Genomic DNA, 19,645 nt, shown 5'->3' with positions numbered 1-19,645 from the left:
AACTATAACGCATTATCCGGTAAAGAGATATTCGAGTGTTATATTGATGTCAATAATGACAGTCCACAAAACAAAGAAGCCAGCATAATGCTGGCTCCTTAACGGCGTCGATTTTATAGAGCTTTGGCTATCGAGTCGACACTCTCTTTTGCATCACCAAACAACATCATGGTGTTCTCTTTAAAGAATAAGGGGTTCTGCACGCCTGCGTAGCCTGTATTCATTGAACGCTTAAAGACGATAACGTTTTTCGCGTTCCATACCTCTAACACTGGCATCCCCGCAATTGGACTATTGGGGTCCTCAAGTGCCGCAGGGTTTACGGTATCGTTAGCGCCAATAACCAGTACAGTATCGGTATCAGAGAAATCATCGTTGATTTCATCCATCTCCAATACGATGTCATAAGGTACTTTCGCTTCAGCGAGGAGTACGTTCATATGACCTGGCAAACGCCCAGCGACTGGGTGAATACCAAATCGTACCGTAACACCTTGAGCTCTAAGTTTTTCAGTAATTTCATAGACGGGATATTGCGCTTGCGCGACAGCCATACCGTATCCCGGTGTGATGATGACTGACTTCGAGTTTTTCAGCATTTCAGCCACTTCTTCAGCGCTGGTTTCACGATGCTCGCCCTGCTCTTCATCGCTACTGATCACGACTTCTTGGCCAAAACCGCCAGCAATCACACTAATGAATGAGCGGTTCATCGCCTTACACATGATGTAAGACAGAATTGCACCCGATGAACCAACCAACGCACCAGTCACAATCAATAGATCATTGGCTAACATGAAACCCGCCGCTGCCGCTGCCCAACCAGAATAGGAGTTAAGCATAGACACGACCACTGGCATATCTGCGCCACCGATCGAAGCTACCAAGTGATAACCAAAAGCAAAAGCGATTAACGTCATCACAATCAGCGCAAACACACTACCATCGACATTCACAAAGTGGATCAGCAATAAGCCTGAAACGACTAATGCCGCCAGATTGAGTTTGTGTTTGTGAGGAAGATTAAGTGGTGTGGACTTGATGATGCCACGCAGTTTACCAAACGCAACAATAGAACCAGTAAAGGTCACGGCACCGATAAAAATACCGAGAAATACTTCAACCAAGTGGATCACATGTTCCGCGTGGGTAGCGGCCTCAGGGGCATCAATGTAGCTGTTAAAACCTACCAGTACCGCGGCCATACCCACAAAGCTGTGCAGTATTGCAACCAGCTCTGGCATTTCCGTCATTTCCACTTTCTTTGCGTAATGGATACCAATACCGCCACCGATCACCATAGCCAATAAAACCCATGCGAGACCTTCAGCATTTGGGCTAAAAATGGTTGCCAGTAAGGCCATTGCCATACCAGCAATACCATAGTAGTTACCCATACGAGCTGACTCTTGTTTTGATAAACCCGCCAAACTCATGATGAAAAACACAGCAGCAACAATGTACGCTGCTTGTACCAATCCTGCAGACATTGCGTACTCCTTTAGTTTTTACGGAACATTTCAAGCATACGTTTGGTAACGGTAAAGCCACCAAAGATGTTGATGCTTGCAATTAAGACAGCGATGAAAGCCAAGAAAGTCACAATACCGCTGCCTTGACCAATTTGTAATAATGCCCCTACTACAATGATGCCAGAAATCGCGTTAGTCACTGACATTAAAGGTGTGTGAAGAGCATGAGTTACATTCCATACCACGTAGTAACCCACGACGCAGGCCAGTACAAACACAGTAAAGTGTCCTAAGAATGCGGCAGGTGCGACAGAAGCTACCCACGCAAACAGACCGACACCCACGGCTAAACCAACCAGTTTTTTAACAGGAGAAGTCGGTTCTGGCTCTTTCTTCTGCGCTTTGGTCGGTTGTACTTTGGCTTTTTGCTGAGGCTGTGCGGATACCTGAATGGGCGGCGCTGGCCAAGTAATCTCGCCGGCTTTAACTACGGTGACGCCACGCAGCACAACATCTTCGAAGTTGATGTCGATATTGCCATCTTTTTCTTTGCAGAGTAGTTTAAGCAAGTTAACTAGATTTGTTGCATACAGTTGCGATGATTGGGTCGGCAGACGCCCTACCATATCGGTATAACCGATCACTTTAACGCCATTGTCTGTGGTAATAACCTGATCTTTGACTGTGTATTCACAGTTACCGCCATTGGCTGCCGCCAGATCGACAATCACACTTCCCGCTTTCATGCTATCTACCATCTCTTTGGTAATCAGCTTTGGTGCAGGTTTTCCTGGAATCAGCGCGGTAGTAATAATGATATCGACATCTTTCGCTTGAGCGGCGTAAAGTTCAGCCGCTTTACGGTTGAATTCATCCGACATCTCTTTAGCATAACCATCGCCTGAGCCTGCAGTCTCTTGGAAGTTAACTTCCAAAAACTCAGCCCCCATAGACTGCACTTGCTCTTTTACTTCGGGACGAACGTCAAACGCGCGGATGATAGCGCCTAAACTACCCGCAGCACCGATTGCCGCTAAGCCAGCAACGCCAGCACCAGCAACAAAGACTTTCGCGGGCGGTACTTTACCTGCTGCAGTAATTTGACCAGTAAAGAAACGACCAAACTCATGAGCGGCTTCTACTACTGCACGGTAACCCGCAATGTTCGCCATCGACGAGAGTGCATCCAATGCTTGCGCACGAGAGATACGAGGCACTGCATCCATCGCCAGCACGTTGATGTTTTTACTTGAGAGTTTTTCCATCAAAGCAGGATTTTGGGCTGGCCAAATAAAACTTACGAGTGTCGCGCCTTCCTTAAGAAGAGCAATTTCGTCATCTGAAGGAGCATTGACTTTGAGGATAAGTGAGCAAGCCCAAATCTCTTCATGTGAGCCGATCGTAGCGCCGGCTGCGGTATAAGCGGCATCATCGAAACTGGCAAGCGCTCCGGCTTTTGATTCGATACAAACCTCAAATCCTAATTTAATAAGCTGTTCTACCGATGAGGGAGAAGCAGCGACTCGTGTTTCACCAGTGAGTTGTTCTCTTGGTACACCAATTTGCATAGCGGTTCCTTGACTATTGGCACAATGATTATCTGTTTTTATCGGACGATGACATGAACTGCAAGCTGTTTGTAATTCAATTACGAAGCTTGGTTACTTTTAATGTCAAGTTGAGACTGATTGTGTGAAGTCTGTTAGATAATTACAACGGATTTCACACAAAGCAGAGGTCAAACCAGTTGTAATTATCTTTTATAAAAACAGATAGTTAGATTATGCCAGTATTGAAAAGAGCCTAAGCATAGCCTCTGGCATAAGTGATATTCATGATATTTATCAATATCTGGGTGTGTTAGGAAAAGATTTGGCCGGACATTTGGTCGATAAATAGCTGCGCTTTCTTGAGCATCAACTCTTCCGCATCCGCTTTATTAGAAACCAAATCAGAGCGAATAAAACGATGGGTTTTCAACTCACCATTGATTTCTTGTGTGATTCGACCCGCAACCCGAAACTGTCCGTTTTCAGAAATGGGCTCTTGATAGATCATAAAACCTTTATATTCGATGGGTTCTACCTGAACCTGCTCTTGCTGCTTTGACTTACCAAAAAGGCGCGAAAATAATCCCACTTTGATTCCTTACTTATGGTGCTGAACTTGATTGACGATCGGAGTTTCAAACCACTCCAATTCGGCATCATCATCAAAACGCGCATGTGTGAAAATCACGGGCACATCACTGTCTCGATTACGACGCCGATCATTAACTATCATGGATTCAGCAGCTTGAACAGCGATCAGAGCATGATCTTTAAGAATAACCAGTTTGGCCTCTGGCAATGCAGAAAGAAAATCGATGTCATGGCGAATATAGATAGGTCGTAATTGGCACAAAGCCAAGCAGGCCAAATCAGCGAGCTGATCTTGGTCGTAAGTCTCTGAGTATTCAGGTTGCCCAAGCACTTGGCCAACCAGAGTTTCCATATAATTATGAACATCTTCGCTCAATTGCATCTTGTTTCTCCTGCTAAACCGTCAAAACAGCACTTTTCATCGATAGTGACCTTATTACTTGAAGTTGCACCAGTGTCGGCAAGCTGCAACGGCAAGTAGCTTGTGTATAGATTGTAGATTCTGCACGACGCCATGAGATCACTGTAGCCGAATCTACCAAACTTTATCTTTAATCAAGCCTATACTTGTCACAATATACTTACGCAATAAGCATAGTTTTCATCACTGAACTCGAGTAAAAAGCTTGGAAATTCACGAAATCAAAGTATCCTTGGTTACAATTTTTAATTGTAGAATTATCATTAATTCAATGTAGCACCTCAGGAATTCATGTCTTCTAGCTTTGTTACTTCACCTTGGTTCCGTTTCGGTTTTCCTCTATTGCTGCTGATCGCCATATGGCTAGGCCTGAGCAATGTGGTACTGGTGATAAAGTCTAACTTAGGCATGGCGGTCAACCTCCCCTACATTCTATTTTTGATTGCGCTAACCGTTGCTCACATTTTTAAACAAAGCAGAATCGCCATGGTAGCGATGACGATGTTACTGGCTTACTGGTTGATCCAAATTCGACTTCAAACGCCTTTAACCGTCAATTCCACCATGCTTGAACTCATTATGCTGAGCCTGCTTTTGCCTGTGGCCTGTTTTTTACCTTACGCCTACAAGAATGCTGGATTATTCAGTAAATCCTTCCTCAGTTACTTGGCTATTTTGTTGTTGTTCATCTTTTGGGCTTGGCTGACTCAGCTACACATAGGTGAAACAGACCATTCCAGCATGACCGAGGGAATATTTTTCGTTGTTCCGCAAATTTCTCGATTACCCTTGGTGGTTGTTGCCTATCTTGTCGCACTCGCAGGTATTGCTGCTATCTCGGTATTAACGCGCAATCAAATTCTTGACGTTGTGGTTTATAGTTCGATTGTGTTGAGCATGAATGCGTTTGTGCTGTTTCATGTGCCTTATATTTCCACCATCATGTTTACCTTATCTGGGCTGCTTATTCTGGTTTACCTCATTTCCGCGGGCTATGAGATGGCATTTAACGACCCACTCACCCAAATTCCTGGTCGGCAAGCGCTTGATCAGGATTTAAAACATATAGGTCGAAAATTTACCCTCGCTATGCTCGATGTCGACCATTTCAAGAAGTTTAACGATACTTACGGGCATGATACGGGGGACGATGTATTAAAACTGGTTGCCTCTCGATTACGTGAAATCAACGGTAAAGCACGGGTTTACCGCTATGGTGGTGAGGAGTTTTCGATTATTTACAAAGGAAAATTGGCAAAGGACGTTTTGCCTTTCATCGAAGCCTTACGGCAGGATATTGAGTCCTACGAGTTGGTGATTCGTGACACCAATCAGCGCCCGAAAAGTCATGCTGAAGGTGCGAAAAAACGCAGCCGAAAAAGTAATAATGACATTGTCACCATTACCATCAGCATTGGCGTGTGTGATTCTGAGCTGTACCGTCATCCCATTGAGGCACTCAAAGCAGCGGATGGGGCACTTTATAAAGCGAAGCAAGCTGGGCGCAATTGTGTCAAAGTCGCTAGTTAATCTTGGTTGAAAAACAGCACAATGCTCCCGCCCTTGAATGCACTACCATAGTTAAACGTCAGTCCTAAGCCAATATTGTCAACGAGTTCCATCTCAAAAGGCGGTGTCATTAACCAACCAAAACTCGCCTCATAATAATTGGATGTCCCTAACGGCTCTTGTGGTGTACTACCCACATCAACTCGCTTAATACTGCCATAAATTGATTGAACGGAACGGCCAAGCTGAGTGAAGTCATAAACCCCCGTTAATGTATTGGCGATATACCATCCTTCTGGATTACCAACTTCACCATTATTGGCTTTGCCCCAACCGTAGCCACCAAAATAGTGCCATGCCGATGAAGCTTTCCAATGACCCCAGCTTTTTTCTTCTTCGTACTGAATTTTAAGATTCGCCTCAACTAAGCTTGCCCAAGCATAAGTGTTAACCAGTAACCCATCCCACGGAGATAGGATTTGCTTATATATAGGGTTGTTATCGGTCAGAGTGTTACGGTAATAGAGCAGATGAGTTCCGATGCCCGGTGTCAGAGTCCAGTGATCGGTCAATCGATATTGATAACGATAAAACATCGCCCCACCTAACACCGATTGACGATAGCGCTCCGTTTCTCCGGGTATATTAGCAATACGCAATTCATCATCTATCACAGAAGCGGAAAGGCGTAATAAAAGCTGGTGCTGGTGATACTCTTCTTCATCACTTAAAGAAATCGAGAATGGCAATGTACTTGATTGATATTTCTTGCGGTTTTCAATTGATTCTGTCGTACCCAAGTTGTCATTGTCGGTGTTAAACCACTCGTTAGGGTCAAAATTGTTGAACCCCGCAGTAAAAACATCACTATCCGACAAAACCACACTTGATGAAAAAGCTTGCTCAAGATGTTCTTGAATAAAATCATAGCTTTTTGCCGTTGCAGAAAACGACATCATAAGCAAACATCCGCAGCTTAGGCGTAATGGTAACTTCATCAAATCTTGGTTCTCATGTTACTGTCGGGCTGTAAATAATAATCGACTTAACCGATATAATGTACTGTTTAAAGGAATTATTCCAGCCACAGTTGCAATGCTTCGCCATCACTGCGAGGATCGCTTGCGACTTCCAGGCTTGCATCAGTGCCAACAATAATCGCCCCTGCATGTCCCATCAGCTCAACGCCATCGGGAACCGAATTGAGTTGATGGCCACGTGCAGATAACTCAGTACCAAGTTGCCCAATCAAAGACGACTCCATTTGCAACTTTGTGGTGCTATCTCCCCACGTTCTCCCCAATAACCAACGTGGTTTTGCGATCGACTGCTCCAGTGAATCGCCTTGATATAGGTAACGACTGATCAAACACGCTTGAGTTTGTGGTTGGCCATCTCCTCCCATCGTTCCATAAACCATTCTTCGGCCATCTTTAAGCTCGGCATAAGCAGGATTCAAGGTATGAAAAGGCTTTTTACGGGGGGCCAGACAATTGATGTGTTCGGGATCCAAAGAAAAACTTTGACTACGGATGTTCCAGAGCACTCCACTAGAAGGTAGAACGACACCGCTACCAAACTCCCAGTAAATACTTTGAATAAAACTTACCATAGTGCCATATCGATCTACTGCGCCCATCCAGACAGTATCTCCAAGTTGCGTTTTTTGCGGCCAAGCTGCAGCTTGAGAGAGATTTACCTTCTCTGCAAGTTTATCGACTCGATCGGCAATGAGGTAATCTTGCAGCGCGATCGGAATATATTTTTCATCAGTAATCGCTCGATTACGGATATCAAACGCAATTTTGGTTGCTTCAATGAGCAGATGGACATGATCGGCTTGCGATCTCGCTTGATGCACCAGTCGATCATAAATTCCCAGAATCAATAACGAGGCTAATCCTTGAGTCGGAGCCCCCAGATTATAGAACTGACCGTGGGACGTATTATGAGTGAGCGGGGTAACTATGCTAGCTTGATGCTGGATAAAGTCAGCTAAACGTAGGGGGCTTCCCGCCTCTTCCAACTCTTTAGCCATTTGTTGAGCTAACTCGCCTTGGTAAAAGGCATCAAGCCCAAACTGGGATAAATGAGTTAAAGTATTAGCTAGCGCCGCTTGAGTGACAACGTCACCGGAATTGAGCTTTCCTAGGGAAGGGTTCAAATAGACCTGCGCAAAATGCTCTAACTTAGCCAATCGGTTCCACGTTTTCTGACTTGCCGCGGCCAGACTCGAAGTGGTAAGAATTCCCTGCTCTGCCGCTTGAATTGCAGGATTAAGCAGGGTTGAGAGAGAAATCCCTGATGAAAAGAGCTGCAACGCCGTTTGCCAGCCCGAAATGGTTCCCGCCATCGTCAGTGCTGCGGCACCACCTTGCTCTGGTAACCCTTGGGTTGGGTCATAATCCGTCAGAGCAACACTCTGCGCAGAAGCCCCACACGCATCGATAGCTACAGGAGGCTTATCTTTAGCGGCAATAAGCCAAAAGCCATCCCCTCCAATACTATTCATGTGTGGGTATTGTACTGCGATCATCGCCGCTGCTGCGACCATAGCCTCACAAGCCGTTCCTCCTTGGCAAAGGATATCTAAACCTGTTTCACTTGCTTTGTGATGGGGAGCCGTAAAGGCAATTCGAGCCATAATTTACCTCGTAACAAAATGCACGAAGTTAACTTAAGCTTTTTGATTTATTCAGGCTATTGTACGTTGGTAGATATGAGGTAACGTGCAGGATATTGGAGCGGGCAGCGGGAATCGAACCCGCATCATCAGCTTGGAAGGCTGAGGTAATAGCCATTATACGATGCCCGCGCATCGAAGAGACGTCGCTACTATGCCACACTCTTACGAAAAGAAAACCCCTTTTTAATCATTTGCATGCCGTTTGATTATGAGTTGCACAAATCATCCAATTTTCGACTAAAAAGAGTGCAGTTATGACCATGTGCGAAAGATAACTTGGTTCTTTCCATTGCGCTTACTTTCATACATCAAGCTATCAGCATCATGCAAACTGAATGGTTGAGTTGGGTGTAGGTAAAATGCACAACCAAGGCTGATGGTGAGCGAAAGAGAGTGTTGGGCATTCACAACCCACTTGTTTTCTGCTACTCGTTGGCAAATTCGCTCAGCTAAGTGTTGCGACTCTTCGGCATTTTTACCACGCGCTACAATAGCAAACTCTTCACCACCAATCCTTGCAAAGTAGGTATCCGATGCTAAAGCTTGTCGCACACACCCAACGACGAAACAGATGGCGTTATCTCCCTCGCCATGGCCAAACTGATCGTTAACCGTTTTGAAATCATCAATATCAAAGACCATCAGTGTTAAGCTGCCTGCTCGCGCTTGTTCTGCTTCAAGATATTCAAAAAACGAACGGCGGTTAGCAATATCCGTCAAGCTATCCGTTTTCGCTAAATAGGAGAGTTTTTGGTTGGCTTCTTCGAGTTGCTTCGTTCGTAATCGAACAGTACGTCTTAATTGAAAAGTATAGATGATGACGCTGAGCAAGATACCAGAAACCAAAATTGGCATTAAGTAGCGTGGATAAATGGTTTCAATATGAACCCAGCGGCTTAAAATACGGTTTTTCTCATTACTACTTAATTGTGCAAACCCCTGCTCCACTTGCTCTAATAAATCAGCATTACCTTTGGCCACAGCAGGACGTAATTCCTCTGAATAAAGAAATTTCACTGGTGTAAAATCTTTTGTTCCATTGGAAATCACTATGTAGAAATTGGCTACCTGAGTATCCGCGACAAACCCGTCTAATTCCTCACGTTTTGCAGCAGACATCATCAGTTCATTGTTGGCGTACTCAATCAATTTGAGCTGAGGATATTCTCGTTGCATAAACTCTTGTTCGAATCCCCCTTTTACTACACCAAATGAGACCTCGGCGGTTCCCGTTAGAAGCGTATCCAGTTCATCACCCAAGAGTTTGCGGTGTACGTAGAGTTGTGTATCGATTTTCAGTAAAGGTTCTGCAAAATCGAGATACACCAACCTCGAAGGAGAACGGATCAAACCAGCTTGAATATCGGCTTTGCCAAGCTTCACCGCTTCTAGGGAATCATTCCAATCCATCAGTTGGAATTCAATATCGACATGATTCGCTTCACCAAAAGCCAACCAAAAATCAATCAATATGCCAGAAGGCTGCCCCTGTTCATCTAAATAAGAATAGGGGTTCCATGCTTTTGAGTTGGCAATAGTCAAGGTTTGGCGCTCTACAGCCTCACTCATTGATCCAAATAAAAGCGGCCAAGCAATCATGAGAAACAGAAACAGTTTGGTCGAAAAGCGATGATCCATTCGCTCATATCCTTTGTAAGTCACATTATTGGGCGATGACGGTGGCCAGTATTGAATGAAAGCAGGTGAATAGAAAGTATGGCGCTGACAGCAGGGGAATACAAACGATCAGTATCGACTAAATGAAAGATTTTATTGCAACGTAAAAAGCAACCTTTTGATTATGGGTGATCTTTTTTCTCGCACATCCACTGGATATGAACCTTCCTTGGCTCTTAGTCATCATTTATTGCAGCAGATATACTGCGCGCGCTTTGGCTTCACGTATAACTTGCTCCAAACCATTTACTAATCAAATTTACTAATCAAATGATTAGATTTGACTTGCCTCGATATAAGCATTCAACTCTTGTTGGCTAACTACGGTAAAGAGTTCACCATCAAGATAAAAAGTGACCTCATCCAGACCTTTTTCGCCACGCAATACTTTATGAGTACCATCGACATAGGTCACTTCCATCTGCAACGTATGCGAATCCAGTTGCTGTAGCGTCGCTTTTTCGATCGGGCGCACTTGAGTTTGCAGTGGTGCTTCTGTCAAAGAACGATCCAACTGATCATTGACTTTGATAATCGCTTTAGCAGGAATATCAACAACCGCTGGCGATTTTCCTGAAATTGGGTTTTTACCGGTCCAGAACTCAATTGAGTTAAAAATAAACAGATCTGCTGTGCTGGTTAAACCATATACCGGTGAAAGTAGTAAAAACAGGCCTTCACGCGCGTAGCGGTTATCCACCACTTCTAAATTGAATTTATTGACCAGTCCAGTCGCAGCCATTTGCCCCATGCATCCTGTTAGGGAAGTTACGCCCAATCCGGCGATAAGCGCCATCTTTAATGCTTTCTGATTCATATTAATCTCCACTCATTTGAAATGGTGGGCGATAGTAGAGGCTTTTTCCCGATTTTGAAGGGGGCAAAAAGAGAATTAACTCTATTTTGACTGAGTACTTTATTTTTTGGTTAAACCATTTAATAAACATATAGTTATAAACAAACAGCTAACATCAATCCCGCTTAATATTAATCGATGATTCATTATGTTGAATGACTCGGTGACTCACCAAAAACCACCATGTTTATTCACAAATACAACAGTGGCGAAACAAGTAAAATTTATTTTTTATCTGCACTTAAAAAGTGATTCCAATCACAAGGCTATTGGTTATAATCCGCGCGCTTTGCCAGAATTGTTGAATTTTGCAAAGTTATTTTGAACAAATACCCCAGATAACGGGGTTGTCTATCCTAATTTTTACTGAGTATCACAAATAATGAGCAAGATTGATAAAGCTATGCGCATTCTGCTGGCGGGTTTCTGTATCAACCTTTGTCTTGGCATTCTTTATGCCTGGAGCGTTTTTAATAAAGCCCTAGTCACCGACTTTGGCTGGAGTGCAGCGGATGCCTCTTCCCCTTATGCTATTGCAACCATCGCTTTTTCTGTCTGTCTTTTAGTTGCTGGCATTCTGCAAGACCGCATGGGTCCACGTAATATCCTGATTTTAGGTACCACCTTAACGGGTTTAGGCATGATTGCCTCAGGTTTTGCTTCTTCTGTTTTGATGCTCAATCTCACCTTCGGCGTGATGACGGGGGCAGGTATCGGTTTTGGCTATGCTTGCCTCTCCCCATCCGCTATGAAGTGGTTCCACCCAAGTAAAAAAGGCATGGTAAATGGCCTGATTGCAGCGGGTTTTGGTCTGGCAGCGATTTATCTTGCACCACTGACATCAGCCTTGATTACTCACTTAGGCATTCAAACCAGCTTTATGATTCTGGGCGCGGGTGTACTGGTAATTGCGGTACCGCTCGCCTGTACGATTAACAACCCTTCAGCGGGTTATGTGCCGGCTGAGCCGAAACTGAAAGCCGGTCAAGAAGCAAAAGTAGTTGCCAAAGTCGCCAACTTAAGCTGGAAAGCCATGCTGAAAACACCTCAGTTTTATGCATTGTGGCTGATGTATGCTCTTGCCGCTTCTGTTGGTTTGATGATCATCGGTAACATCACGAACATCGCTAGCGTGCAAGCAAACCTACCGAACGCGGTATACCTTGCTTCAATCTTGGCGATTTTCAACTCAGGCGGCCGCGTTGCTGCGGGTATCTTGTCAGATAAAATTGGTGGCGTGCGTACTTTGCTGCTGGCATTTTTGCTGCAAGGTGGAAACATGGTGTTGTTCGCCACATTTGACTCAGAATTCACCTTAATCATCGGCACGGCGATTGCCGCGGTTGGTTACGGTACGCTACTGGCGGTGTTCCCATCGATCACGGCAGAATTCTATGGTTTGAAAAATTACGGCACCAACTATGGCGTACTCTACACTTCATGGGGCATTGGTGGCGCGATTGGTGCGGCAGTCGTGGGTTACTCAATGACTCATGGTGGCGGCTACAACTTGGCATACACCATTTCCGCAGCAATGATGGCCGTGTGTATCCTTCTTGCTCTGATCACCAAGCCTATTTCAGCGGAGAAAGTGGCTCAGTTGCAAACCGCCTAAGCAGCGTTAGCTTTTATATAAATAGCCTGACCCAGTCAGGCTATTTGCATTTCTATCCCCTTCCGACTTGAAGCGCAGCGGTGTTGGCTACGTTCGTTCACCCCAATCACATAGTTTGCCTATGCTCATGGGGATTATGAGAGCCATCCTTGGCTCTCACCAAAGGCCAGCCGATGGCTGTGCAAATTTGTTCCAGACAAATTTGTCACTCACTTGCAGCTACCTGCAACTCCAAGTGGTTTGGGTATACACTTGTTTCTTTAAAGCAAGCGGAATGAAAGTGCACCGTGAGTTGGACATCTCCCCTCTTCCTTTGCTTTAATTCACCCATTCTCTTCTTGAACTTTGTCATTATGAATTTCAAATCTTCGATTCTGTTGCTGCTGGCTACGATTTTCTCTGGTTGCGCCATGTACGCAGGCATCAACTATGATCAGCTCTTTGGAACAGAGCAGGTACGAGAGCGACAATTGCCCTTGCACTCTAGCCAAGCTCAGCATTTTTTAAACGAAGTAAAACCCATCTTAGATAACCGCTGTGTAGTCTGTCACGCCTGTTACGATGCCCCCTGTCAGCTCAAAATGACCTCGGCTGAAGGCATTAATCGCGGGGCGAGCAAAGCGTTGGTTTATCAGGGAACCCGGCTGACGGCAGCCACTCCAACTCGTCTCTACGAAGATGCTCAGTTAACCCAAGAGTGGCGAGCTGCTGGTTTTCATCCCGTGCTGAATGAACGAGATCAAACCGCGCAAGCCAATCTTGATGCTGGGGTGATGGCACGTTTGCTGATGCAGAAAGAGCGTCATCCACTGCCACAGCAAGATCAGTTACAAGGATTTGATTTTTCTATTGATCGTGAGCAAACCTGCCCAACGATCAACGAAATGGATCACTTCGAACAAGTGAATCCTAATTGGGGAATGCCCTTTGGTATGCCGAATTTATCACCCAAGGAGTACGCTACCCTGCTCTCTTGGCTACAAGAGGGAGCTGTGATGAATCAAGCGCTCCCGCTGAGTGCGCAAGAACAAGCTTTGGTTACGGAATACGAAGCCTTGTTGAATCACAGCTCGCGTAAAAATCAGCTCGCAGCACGCTATATCTACGAGCATCTATTCCTCTCACATCTGTACTTTTCAGAAATAGCGCAGGAGCGGCCTCGTTTCTTTAAACTCATCCGGTCCAGTACTCCGCCGGGTGAGCCTGTAAAACGAATCGTGACGCGTCGTCCGTACGATGACCCGAGCGTTGAGCGAGTCTATTATCGCCTTGTGCCAGAACAAGAGACGATTGTCGATAAAACCCACATGCCTTTCGCACTCCACAAGCAACGAATTGCCAACTGGAAACTCTGGTTTATTGATGCGGATTATGAGGTTGCCGAGCTTCCAAGTTATCGTCCGGATATTGCCGCAAACCCGATGTCCGCGTTCATCGACCTTCCCGTTAAAGCGCGCTTTAAGTTCTTGCTCGATAATGCGCAAAATACGGTGATGGCCTTTATCAAAGGCCCAGTGTGTCGAGGCCAGTTGGCGCTGAATGTGATTAACGATAGATTCTGGGTCTTCTTCCTCGATCCGGAGAAAGCCGATCTTCCAGAAGTAAACGAATTCTATCGCTCACAAGTCGACAATTTGAAGCTACCTGCAGAACAAGAGAATACGGCACTGCCGCTGAGTAACTGGGTACGTTATTCGCTACAACAAAGCCGTTATCTCGAAGCAAAATCTGAATTTATTAATCAATGGTTTAAAAATGGTACGCACCTTACCACGGACATCATTTGGGATGGAGCGGGCACAAACCCTAATGCCGCATTAACGATTTTCCGCCATTTCGATAGTGCATCTGTCGTGCAAGGATTGGTGGGTGAGCCTCCCAAAACCGCTTGGATAATGGATTATGCGCTGCTTGAGCGCATTCATTATCTGCTTGTTGCTGGTTTTGATGTGTATGGTAATTTCGGTCATCAGTTGATTACCCGTATGTTCATGGATTTTCTGCGCATGGAGGGTGAGAGTAATTTTGTTGCCCTGCTACCACGCGATATGCGCCATCAGGAGTTATCTAGTTGGTACCAAAATCAAAGTGTACAGTTTTCCGATTTCTTGCAACGTAACGTAAAACCCTTTGATCAGCCAACCAGCGTTAACTATGTGACTGATAACCCGAAACCGGAGCTGTTTGCTAAACTCCGCAAGCAAGTACAGCCGGTATTGAGTGATCGATACGTGATAACTCAAACGGGATTCAAAGCCGAACATGAGTTTGCTTTGCGCCAGATAGATCATCTGCGTGGTGAAGGTTTGCTGCCCATTCCGCAATTGATGATGTTGATGATTGAAAGTGAACAAGGTAAACCGCAACTGTTTACGCTCATCCACAACAATGCCCACACCAATATCTCGAGCTTGTTTGATGAACAGAACAATCGCGACCCCAAGAATGATAATTTGACTTTAGTGCGCGGAGTGGTCGGCAGTTATCCATCGGCGTACTTAACACTGAAAGAAAACCAGATCCCGGAGCTGTATCAACGCCTTGCGGCGATGAAGTCAGAGCAAGACTATGTTGCCCTATTGGATCGTTTTGCAGTACGCCGCAGCTCACCCGAGTTTTGGGCATTTAGCGATCTTGTGCATCAATGGTATCGCCAAGATCAACCCATTGAGTTTGGTTTGCTCGATTACAACCGTTTCGAAAACCGCTAACCCTTCTTTTCCCCTCAAGAAAATCAGACTTGAGGGGAAACTTTTTCACACCCAGCCTCGTATCAAGCAACACAACTTCTTTTTCTCATTATATCCGCATGCTGTGCAATGTCTGGTGAACTACACTTGCACTATACCCAAACAACTTGACGTTGCAGGTGGCGGCAAATAGTGAATCCCCATGAGCATAGATACACTATGTGATTGGGATGAGCGAATGTAGCCAACACCGCTACAGCTTGAAGTAGGAAGGGTATAGATGGGAGAAAAACCATCTTCGCATAGTCCTAATCACTGACATGCACTATGCAGAGAGCCATCACAGGAGGTATTGGATGAACATTCGTGATCGCATCGAAGCCATTGAGCAAGAAATTTATGTGGCTTGCTCAGAAGGAGATTTGTCAACGGTCAACTTACTCGAACAGCAATTGGAGCAGCTACGCGGTAAAGCGCAGCCTTGGTCTGATGAGCCTTACGCTCCTGAAGGACGAGATTACTGGGATAGTGACTGGCGTTGATGCCTAATAGACAGTTAAGGAGGCCGAACGTGAATCATTCGGCTTCCTTTTAATTATGTGCCCAGAATCAACAGCGGCAGGCTTAGCAACGTATCTCCTGTCGAAGCAAAACCTATGATGATGGCAATCAATCCACTGACTAAGGCAAAGTACCAGACGGTGGACACCATTTGTGCATAACGATTCAGGGGTAACAAATGGCTGTGATGGCGCTGACGCCACTCAAAAACAATATCTAGTGCGCCCATCAAAAGTAAGAAACCAAACAGGGTTAAGCCCAAGCTGTAACTTAACGCAATCCCACCAATAATCGCGAGCACGCAGAGGATTACCCCCATTTTACTGTTCATCGAAAAGCTCACGCTTTTGAGAATGTGCCCGCCATCCAGCGGTAAAACAGGCAATAAATTAAACAAATTAAGAAACGCATTAAATACTGCTAATGCCGCCCAGAAAGGGGAATCCGTCACCCAGTACACCCCAACGAGCAACAAGGACAATAGGAAACCAAAACACGGTCCCATGATCGAAATCACCACGTCTTGCCAACGGGTATTGATCTTTTCATCGCTGAGGGCGAGTCCGCCAAGGAATGGCACTAGATAGATGCCTTTGGTTTTCATGCCAAAATATTTCATGGCTCTTACATGGCCATACTCATGGAAAACCAAACAACCGATCAGGGCAAGCGCAAATTGAAACGAAAAAAGCCAAGAGTAGGCGGCCAAACTGGCCGATGCCATGACCACTTTGATCATTTTGGCACTTTTGAGTGCTTTCATCGCTAAAGAAACAAGGCCGATAACACTGAATTGACGTTCTACCTTAGGGGCTTCATGTGGCATTTGGCGTTCAATATCCTTTTCACTACGAACGCCTTGTGTCACAAGTTCACCGTTGAGTTTGGTTTGGTATTTTAACTGAAACGGCTGCCAAGTTAGTGCGATCTCTAGACCACAATCCAACACTTTATCCCCTTGAGTCAGTTGAAAATGATGTTGAATATCGCCTTCATACTGTTCTTGTGCTGGGCGTTGAGCAACCAGAATGTTGTTCCAAAACAGCTGCTGCCAACCCGCCATCGTTCCTTCAAGTCGTAGTGGTTTACCTAAGTAATCAATGCAAAGCAGTTCCAAGTTTTAATCCAGTCGTCAAAAAAATGATGCTCATTATACCGAATGCCTTGAAAAGAGGCAGAAATTTACTCTTTTTGATCCAAGTGATTGGCGCAGAAAAGCGGTGTTTTGCCGGAAATTACCGAATATCCCTTTAAATTCTGAGTTTAAAATGGATAATACGCGCTTACATTTATTTACAAGGTGGGTACTATGTCTACTGAAGCAACTTTACTTGAACGCTGTCAATCACAATGCGAGCTATGCGCGGCCTCTGCTCCTCTTTCTCCTTTTGTGGTTGCTCCGCATGCCCTCGTCACTGTCGATCATGCTGTGATGCTGTGTGACACCTGTAAAGGGCAAATCGAAAACCCAGAAACGGTGGATATGAACCATTGGCGTTGTTTGAATGACAGTATGTGGAGCCAAGTTCAACCTGTTCAGGTTCTCGCATGGCGCCAACTGAAACGTATTTCTGAAACGGAAGGCTGGGCTCGTGATCTGCTGGATATGATGTATCTCGATGAAGAGACCGCTAAGTGGGCAGAAATTGGCATGGACGATGATGCGGAAAAGCCACGCGATGTAAATGGTGTCGAGCTGAAAAAAGGTGACGATGTCACCGTCATCAAAGATCTACCAGTGAAAGGCTCAAGCATGGTCATCAAACAAGGTACTGCGGTACGCGGTATCGCGTTAACCGAAGATCCAAAGCACATTCAAGGTAAGGTGAACGGCCAAACCATGTACATCATTGCTGAGTATTGCCGTAAAAAATAATCGATGATTGAGCGAGTGAAAGCTTGATTAAGATAATAAGAAAAAGCGCTTTAGGCGCTTTTTCTTATTTGAAGCATATTCGTAGCAAACACTCTCTTCAAGAAACAAAAAAGTCGGCAAATGCCGACTTTTTAAATTCTATTTTTACGCTTAACGGTATAAACCCACATCTTTTTGGATGTGTGCTGACATTTCAGTCGCGTAGTAATGACGTGGCGCATTATCTACAAACAGAATATCGAGCAGATGAGCAATCAATCCTTTGAAGTTAACCGTGTAGGTTTTTTTATCCTTAGAGGTTGGGACTGTCATTGTTCCCATTTGCATTGCATGAGCCATGGTAGCCTCTCTTGAATCGGTAACTTACTTTGTTGAGGTGAATATTAGACAATGAATATCTGGTTAGAAAATGACTAATTTTGACGATTCAGATTACAAAAACTAATAAAACAAAGCATTAACATGCCACCATTTAGATATTCAGCAAGACATTCCAAAGTTCAAATTTTAAGCAACTTTCCAGCATAAGTATTACATCGAATTTTATAATGCAAAATTTTTTAACAATTTATTTACCAAAAATATTTTTTATCTCCCCGTGACCCAACATAGGGAGATAACTTTCGATATTTAAGAGACTTTTCCAGTGATCGGTTTGGACTGAGAGCGCTCACGGATCATAGAAGCGATCACCGCAATACTCATAGTGACAAGCAATACACAGAGTGAGATCGGCGTTGGAATTGCCCAAGCTGAATCGACTAACATCATCTTCACCCCGATGAACACCATAATGAAAGCCAAAGCCGGTTTAAGATAGAAAAATTTATCCATCATCCCCTGAAGCACAAAGTACAAAGAACGCAATCCTAATAATGCAAACACGTTCGCCGCCAACACTAAAAATGGCTCTTGGGTCACAGCAAAAATCGCAGGAATCGAATCTAGGGCAAACATCACATCCATAAATGCAATGACGCCAATCACAATAAACATCGGGGTTACCCACCACTGCCCATTTTGTTTGGTAATGAGCGCATTACCTTGATAATCGTCAGTCACTTTAAAACATCGACGAATCAAACGTTCAGGTAGCGGGTTAATCGAATCTTCACCTTTATCACGCGCCAATTGGATCCCTGTCCAAATAAGAAACAGAGCAAACACATATAAGATCCAGTGATATTGACTGAGCAGTTGCGCACCCACGGCAATCATGATCGCACGTAGAACCAACGCACCGATTACTCCCCAAAGCAGTGCGCGAGGGCGCAAGTATTCTGGCACTGAGTATTGATGAAAAATAATCGCAAACACGAATAAGTTATCGACACTTAACGATTTTTCGAGCAAATAGCCGGTGATAAAAGAGAGGGTGGCTTTCTCTGCACTGTAGCTACTATCAGGAGCGTACCATTGCCAGCCGTAGTAAAGGCTAAGCGCAAATACAAACGCGAGAAGAAACCAGAAGAGACTCCAGATGGCCGCTTTTTTGATCGTGACATTCCCACCACGGGTTTGCCAGAGATCGATAGCCACAAGAGTTAAGGTAAGTAGGCCAAAGCCAAGATAAGTGATTGGGGACATATTTTCCTCCGAAAACGGAAGATCTTGCTCCGTCGCTAGACCTCAAGACCTTCCGCATACCAATAATTACTGCAACAAATGCAGTATTGAATGCGTTGGTCTCGTCGAAGCGTTGAACTTGGATTCAAAGCTTATATCTGCCGGTTGAGTCAAACTCAACGTGATGACGACAAATAAACCTAAGGCGACTACTCCCCAAAACGCCGCCATTCTATGCCTGTGGTTTGACAGTGTCTAGTACAAAAAAAGGAGCCATATTCAATGACTCCTTCACGTTCGGCTTACCATTTTTCTATACACCATTGCGTGATGATTACACTCCCGCAAACGGCAATAGATAGATAAGGGCGGACCATATCCCCACCCAAGCCACTACCACTAATGTATCGAACCAATCTCGGCTTAACATGTTCTCCCTCCCCTTGCTCAGCAATATTGAGCAAAAACTAGGCAAAACAAAGCAAGCTGTATGCCAACCTACTTGATCAACTTGGTGTTGACGTAACATCCAAACCACTTGGAGTCACAGATAGGTAGCAAGGCAAAGGGATATC

16 protein-coding genes and 1 tRNA gene are annotated in these 19,645 nt (G+C 44.9%); 5 read left to right on the top strand and 12 right to left on the bottom strand.

The window, feature by feature from the left end:
- Window positions 1–113 precede the first annotated feature (113 nt).
- The 4 genes from pntB to CEQ48_RS05395 all read right to left on the bottom strand — a co-directional run bounded on the left by pntB (window position 114) and on the right by CEQ48_RS05395 (window position 3,995).
- On the bottom strand, window positions 114–1,490 hold the full coding sequence (pntB, locus tag CEQ48_RS05410) for a Re/Si-specific NAD(P)(+) transhydrogenase subunit beta (protein ID WP_001272522.1): 1,377 nt from the start codon (window positions 1,488–1,490) through the stop codon (window positions 114–116).
- A gap of 11 nt (window positions 1,491–1,501) precedes the next feature.
- The gene (locus tag CEQ48_RS05405; protein ID WP_089070532.1) at window positions 1,502–3,040 is read right to left on the bottom strand and encodes a Re/Si-specific NAD(P)(+) transhydrogenase subunit alpha; all 1,539 of its coding nucleotides are present in this window, start codon (window positions 3,038–3,040) and stop codon (window positions 1,502–1,504) included.
- Between the two features lie 292 nt (window positions 3,041–3,332).
- Complete coding sequence (locus CEQ48_RS05400) at window positions 3,333–3,611, bottom strand: HlyU family transcriptional regulator (RefSeq protein WP_089070531.1); 279 nt, start codon at window positions 3,609–3,611, stop codon at window positions 3,333–3,335.
- 9 nt (window positions 3,612–3,620) lie between these two features.
- Window positions 3,621–3,995, bottom strand: coding sequence for a late competence development ComFB family protein (locus CEQ48_RS05395; RefSeq protein WP_001177156.1), 375 nt, complete (start codon window positions 3,993–3,995; stop codon window positions 3,621–3,623).
- Between the two features lie 330 nt (window positions 3,996–4,325).
- Between CEQ48_RS05395 and CEQ48_RS05390 the strand changes: the two genes are divergently transcribed.
- Entirely contained in the window at window positions 4,326–5,564 is a 1,239-nt protein-coding gene (locus CEQ48_RS05390; RefSeq protein WP_089070530.1) for a GGDEF domain-containing protein, read from the top strand.
- On the opposite strand, the gene CEQ48_RS05385 is transcribed toward CEQ48_RS05390, so the two are convergent.
- The 5 genes from CEQ48_RS05385 to CEQ48_RS05365 all read right to left on the bottom strand — a co-directional run bounded on the left by CEQ48_RS05385 (window position 5,561) and on the right by CEQ48_RS05365 (window position 10,723).
- Window positions 5,561–6,499 (bottom strand): Solitary outer membrane autotransporter beta-barrel domain, encoded by a 939-nt coding sequence (locus tag CEQ48_RS05385; RefSeq protein WP_232477837.1) that lies wholly within the window; start codon window positions 6,497–6,499, stop codon window positions 5,561–5,563. The two genes, CEQ48_RS05390 and CEQ48_RS05385, sit on opposite strands and share 4 nt — an antisense overlap.
- Before the next feature lie 119 nt (window positions 6,500–6,618).
- Window positions 6,619–8,187, bottom strand: coding sequence for a gamma-glutamyltransferase family protein (locus tag CEQ48_RS05380; protein ID WP_089070528.1), 1,569 nt, complete (start codon window positions 8,185–8,187; stop codon window positions 6,619–6,621).
- Between the two features lie 96 nt (window positions 8,188–8,283).
- Window positions 8,284–8,358, bottom strand: a tRNA-Gly gene (locus CEQ48_RS05375).
- Between the two features lie 123 nt (window positions 8,359–8,481).
- Entirely contained in the window at window positions 8,482–9,867 is a 1,386-nt protein-coding gene (locus CEQ48_RS05370) for a transporter substrate-binding domain-containing diguanylate cyclase (protein WP_198301099.1), read from the bottom strand.
- 313 nt (window positions 9,868–10,180) lie between these two features.
- A complete protein-coding gene (locus CEQ48_RS05365) occupies window positions 10,181–10,723 on the bottom strand; it encodes a DUF3332 domain-containing protein (RefSeq protein WP_181713397.1) in 543 nt (180 codons plus the stop codon).
- Window positions 10,724–11,144: 421 nt separating this feature from the next.
- Between CEQ48_RS05365 and CEQ48_RS05360 the strand changes: the two genes are divergently transcribed.
- The 3 genes from CEQ48_RS05360 (at window position 11,145) to CEQ48_RS05345 (ending at window position 15,609) form a co-directional block, all read left to right on the top strand.
- Window positions 11,145–12,377 (top strand): L-lactate MFS transporter, encoded by a 1,233-nt coding sequence (locus CEQ48_RS05360; protein WP_089070525.1) that lies wholly within the window; start codon window positions 11,145–11,147, stop codon window positions 12,375–12,377.
- Between the two features lie 353 nt (window positions 12,378–12,730).
- Window positions 12,731–15,088, top strand: coding sequence for a fatty acid cis/trans isomerase (locus CEQ48_RS05350; RefSeq protein WP_198301098.1), 2,358 nt, complete (start codon window positions 12,731–12,733; stop codon window positions 15,086–15,088).
- Between the two features lie 335 nt (window positions 15,089–15,423).
- Window positions 15,424–15,609, top strand: coding sequence for a hypothetical protein (locus CEQ48_RS05345; protein WP_198301097.1), 186 nt, complete (start codon window positions 15,424–15,426; stop codon window positions 15,607–15,609).
- A gap of 53 nt (window positions 15,610–15,662) precedes the next feature.
- Here the strand turns inward: CEQ48_RS05345 and CEQ48_RS05340 are convergent, their stop codons facing one another.
- On the bottom strand, window positions 15,663–16,745 hold the full coding sequence (locus tag CEQ48_RS05340; RefSeq protein WP_089070522.1) for a site-2 protease family protein: 1,083 nt from the start codon (window positions 16,743–16,745) through the stop codon (window positions 15,663–15,665).
- 192 nt (window positions 16,746–16,937) lie between these two features.
- Between CEQ48_RS05340 and CEQ48_RS05335 the strand changes: the two genes are divergently transcribed.
- Complete coding sequence (locus CEQ48_RS05335) at window positions 16,938–17,504, top strand: PhnA domain-containing protein (protein ID WP_000102406.1); 567 nt, start codon at window positions 16,938–16,940, stop codon at window positions 17,502–17,504.
- Window positions 17,505–17,654: 150 nt separating this feature from the next.
- On the opposite strand, the gene CEQ48_RS05330 is transcribed toward CEQ48_RS05335, so the two are convergent.
- Both CEQ48_RS05330 and CEQ48_RS05325 read right to left on the bottom strand, forming a co-directional pair.
- Complete coding sequence (locus CEQ48_RS05330) at window positions 17,655–17,843, bottom strand: hypothetical protein (RefSeq protein WP_089070521.1); 189 nt, start codon at window positions 17,841–17,843, stop codon at window positions 17,655–17,657.
- Between the two features lie 291 nt (window positions 17,844–18,134).
- Window positions 18,135–19,091: a TerC/Alx family metal homeostasis membrane protein gene (locus CEQ48_RS05325; RefSeq protein ID WP_089070520.1), complete on the bottom strand. Its 957-nt coding sequence runs from the start codon at window positions 19,089–19,091 to the stop codon at window positions 18,135–18,137.
- Window positions 19,092–19,645: the final 554 nt, after the last annotated feature.

The organism is Vibrio tarriae, from assembly GCF_002216685.1.
Classification (GTDB): domain Bacteria; phylum Pseudomonadota; class Gammaproteobacteria; order Enterobacterales; family Vibrionaceae; genus Vibrio; species Vibrio tarriae.
The sequence above is the reverse complement of the archived record's forward strand: the minus strand, read 5'-3'. Positions and strand labels throughout refer to the sequence as shown.

Excerpts from the sequence above, each read along its gene's own strand:
- pntB (WP_001272522.1), bottom strand. The coding sequence starts at position 1,490 with ATGTCTGCAGGATTGGTACAAGCAGCGTACATTGTTGCTGCTGTGTTT.
- CEQ48_RS05405 (WP_089070532.1), bottom strand. The coding sequence starts at position 3,040 with ATGCAAATTGGTGTACCAAGAGAACAACTCACTGGTGAAACACGAGTC.
- CEQ48_RS05395 (WP_001177156.1), bottom strand. The coding sequence starts at position 3,995 with ATGCAATTGAGCGAAGATGTTCATAATTATATGGAAACTCTGGTTGGC.
- CEQ48_RS05390 (WP_089070530.1), top strand. The coding sequence starts at position 4,326 with ATGTCTTCTAGCTTTGTTACTTCACCTTGGTTCCGTTTCGGTTTTCCT.
- CEQ48_RS05385 (WP_232477837.1), bottom strand. The coding sequence starts at position 6,499 with ATGTCGTTTTCTGCAACGGCAAAAAGCTATGATTTTATTCAAGAACAT.
- CEQ48_RS05380 (WP_089070528.1), bottom strand. The coding sequence starts at position 8,187 with ATGGCTCGAATTGCCTTTACGGCTCCCCATCACAAAGCAAGTGAAACA.
- CEQ48_RS05370 (WP_198301099.1), bottom strand. The coding sequence starts at position 9,867 with ATGGATCATCGCTTTTCGACCAAACTGTTTCTGTTTCTCATGATTGCT.
- CEQ48_RS05365 (WP_181713397.1), bottom strand. The coding sequence starts at position 10,723 with ATGAATCAGAAAGCATTAAAGATGGCGCTTATCGCCGGATTGGGCGTA.
- CEQ48_RS05360 (WP_089070525.1), top strand. The coding sequence starts at position 11,145 with ATGAGCAAGATTGATAAAGCTATGCGCATTCTGCTGGCGGGTTTCTGT.
- CEQ48_RS05350 (WP_198301098.1), top strand. The coding sequence starts at position 12,731 with ATGAATTTCAAATCTTCGATTCTGTTGCTGCTGGCTACGATTTTCTCT.
- CEQ48_RS05345 (WP_198301097.1), top strand. The coding sequence starts at position 15,424 with ATGAACATTCGTGATCGCATCGAAGCCATTGAGCAAGAAATTTATGTG.
- CEQ48_RS05335 (WP_000102406.1), top strand. The coding sequence starts at position 16,938 with ATGTCTACTGAAGCAACTTTACTTGAACGCTGTCAATCACAATGCGAG.
- CEQ48_RS05330 (WP_089070521.1), bottom strand. The coding sequence starts at position 17,843 with ATGGCTCATGCAATGCAAATGGGAACAATGACAGTCCCAACCTCTAAG.
- CEQ48_RS05325 (WP_089070520.1), bottom strand. The coding sequence starts at position 19,091 with ATGTCCCCAATCACTTATCTTGGCTTTGGCCTACTTACCTTAACTCTT.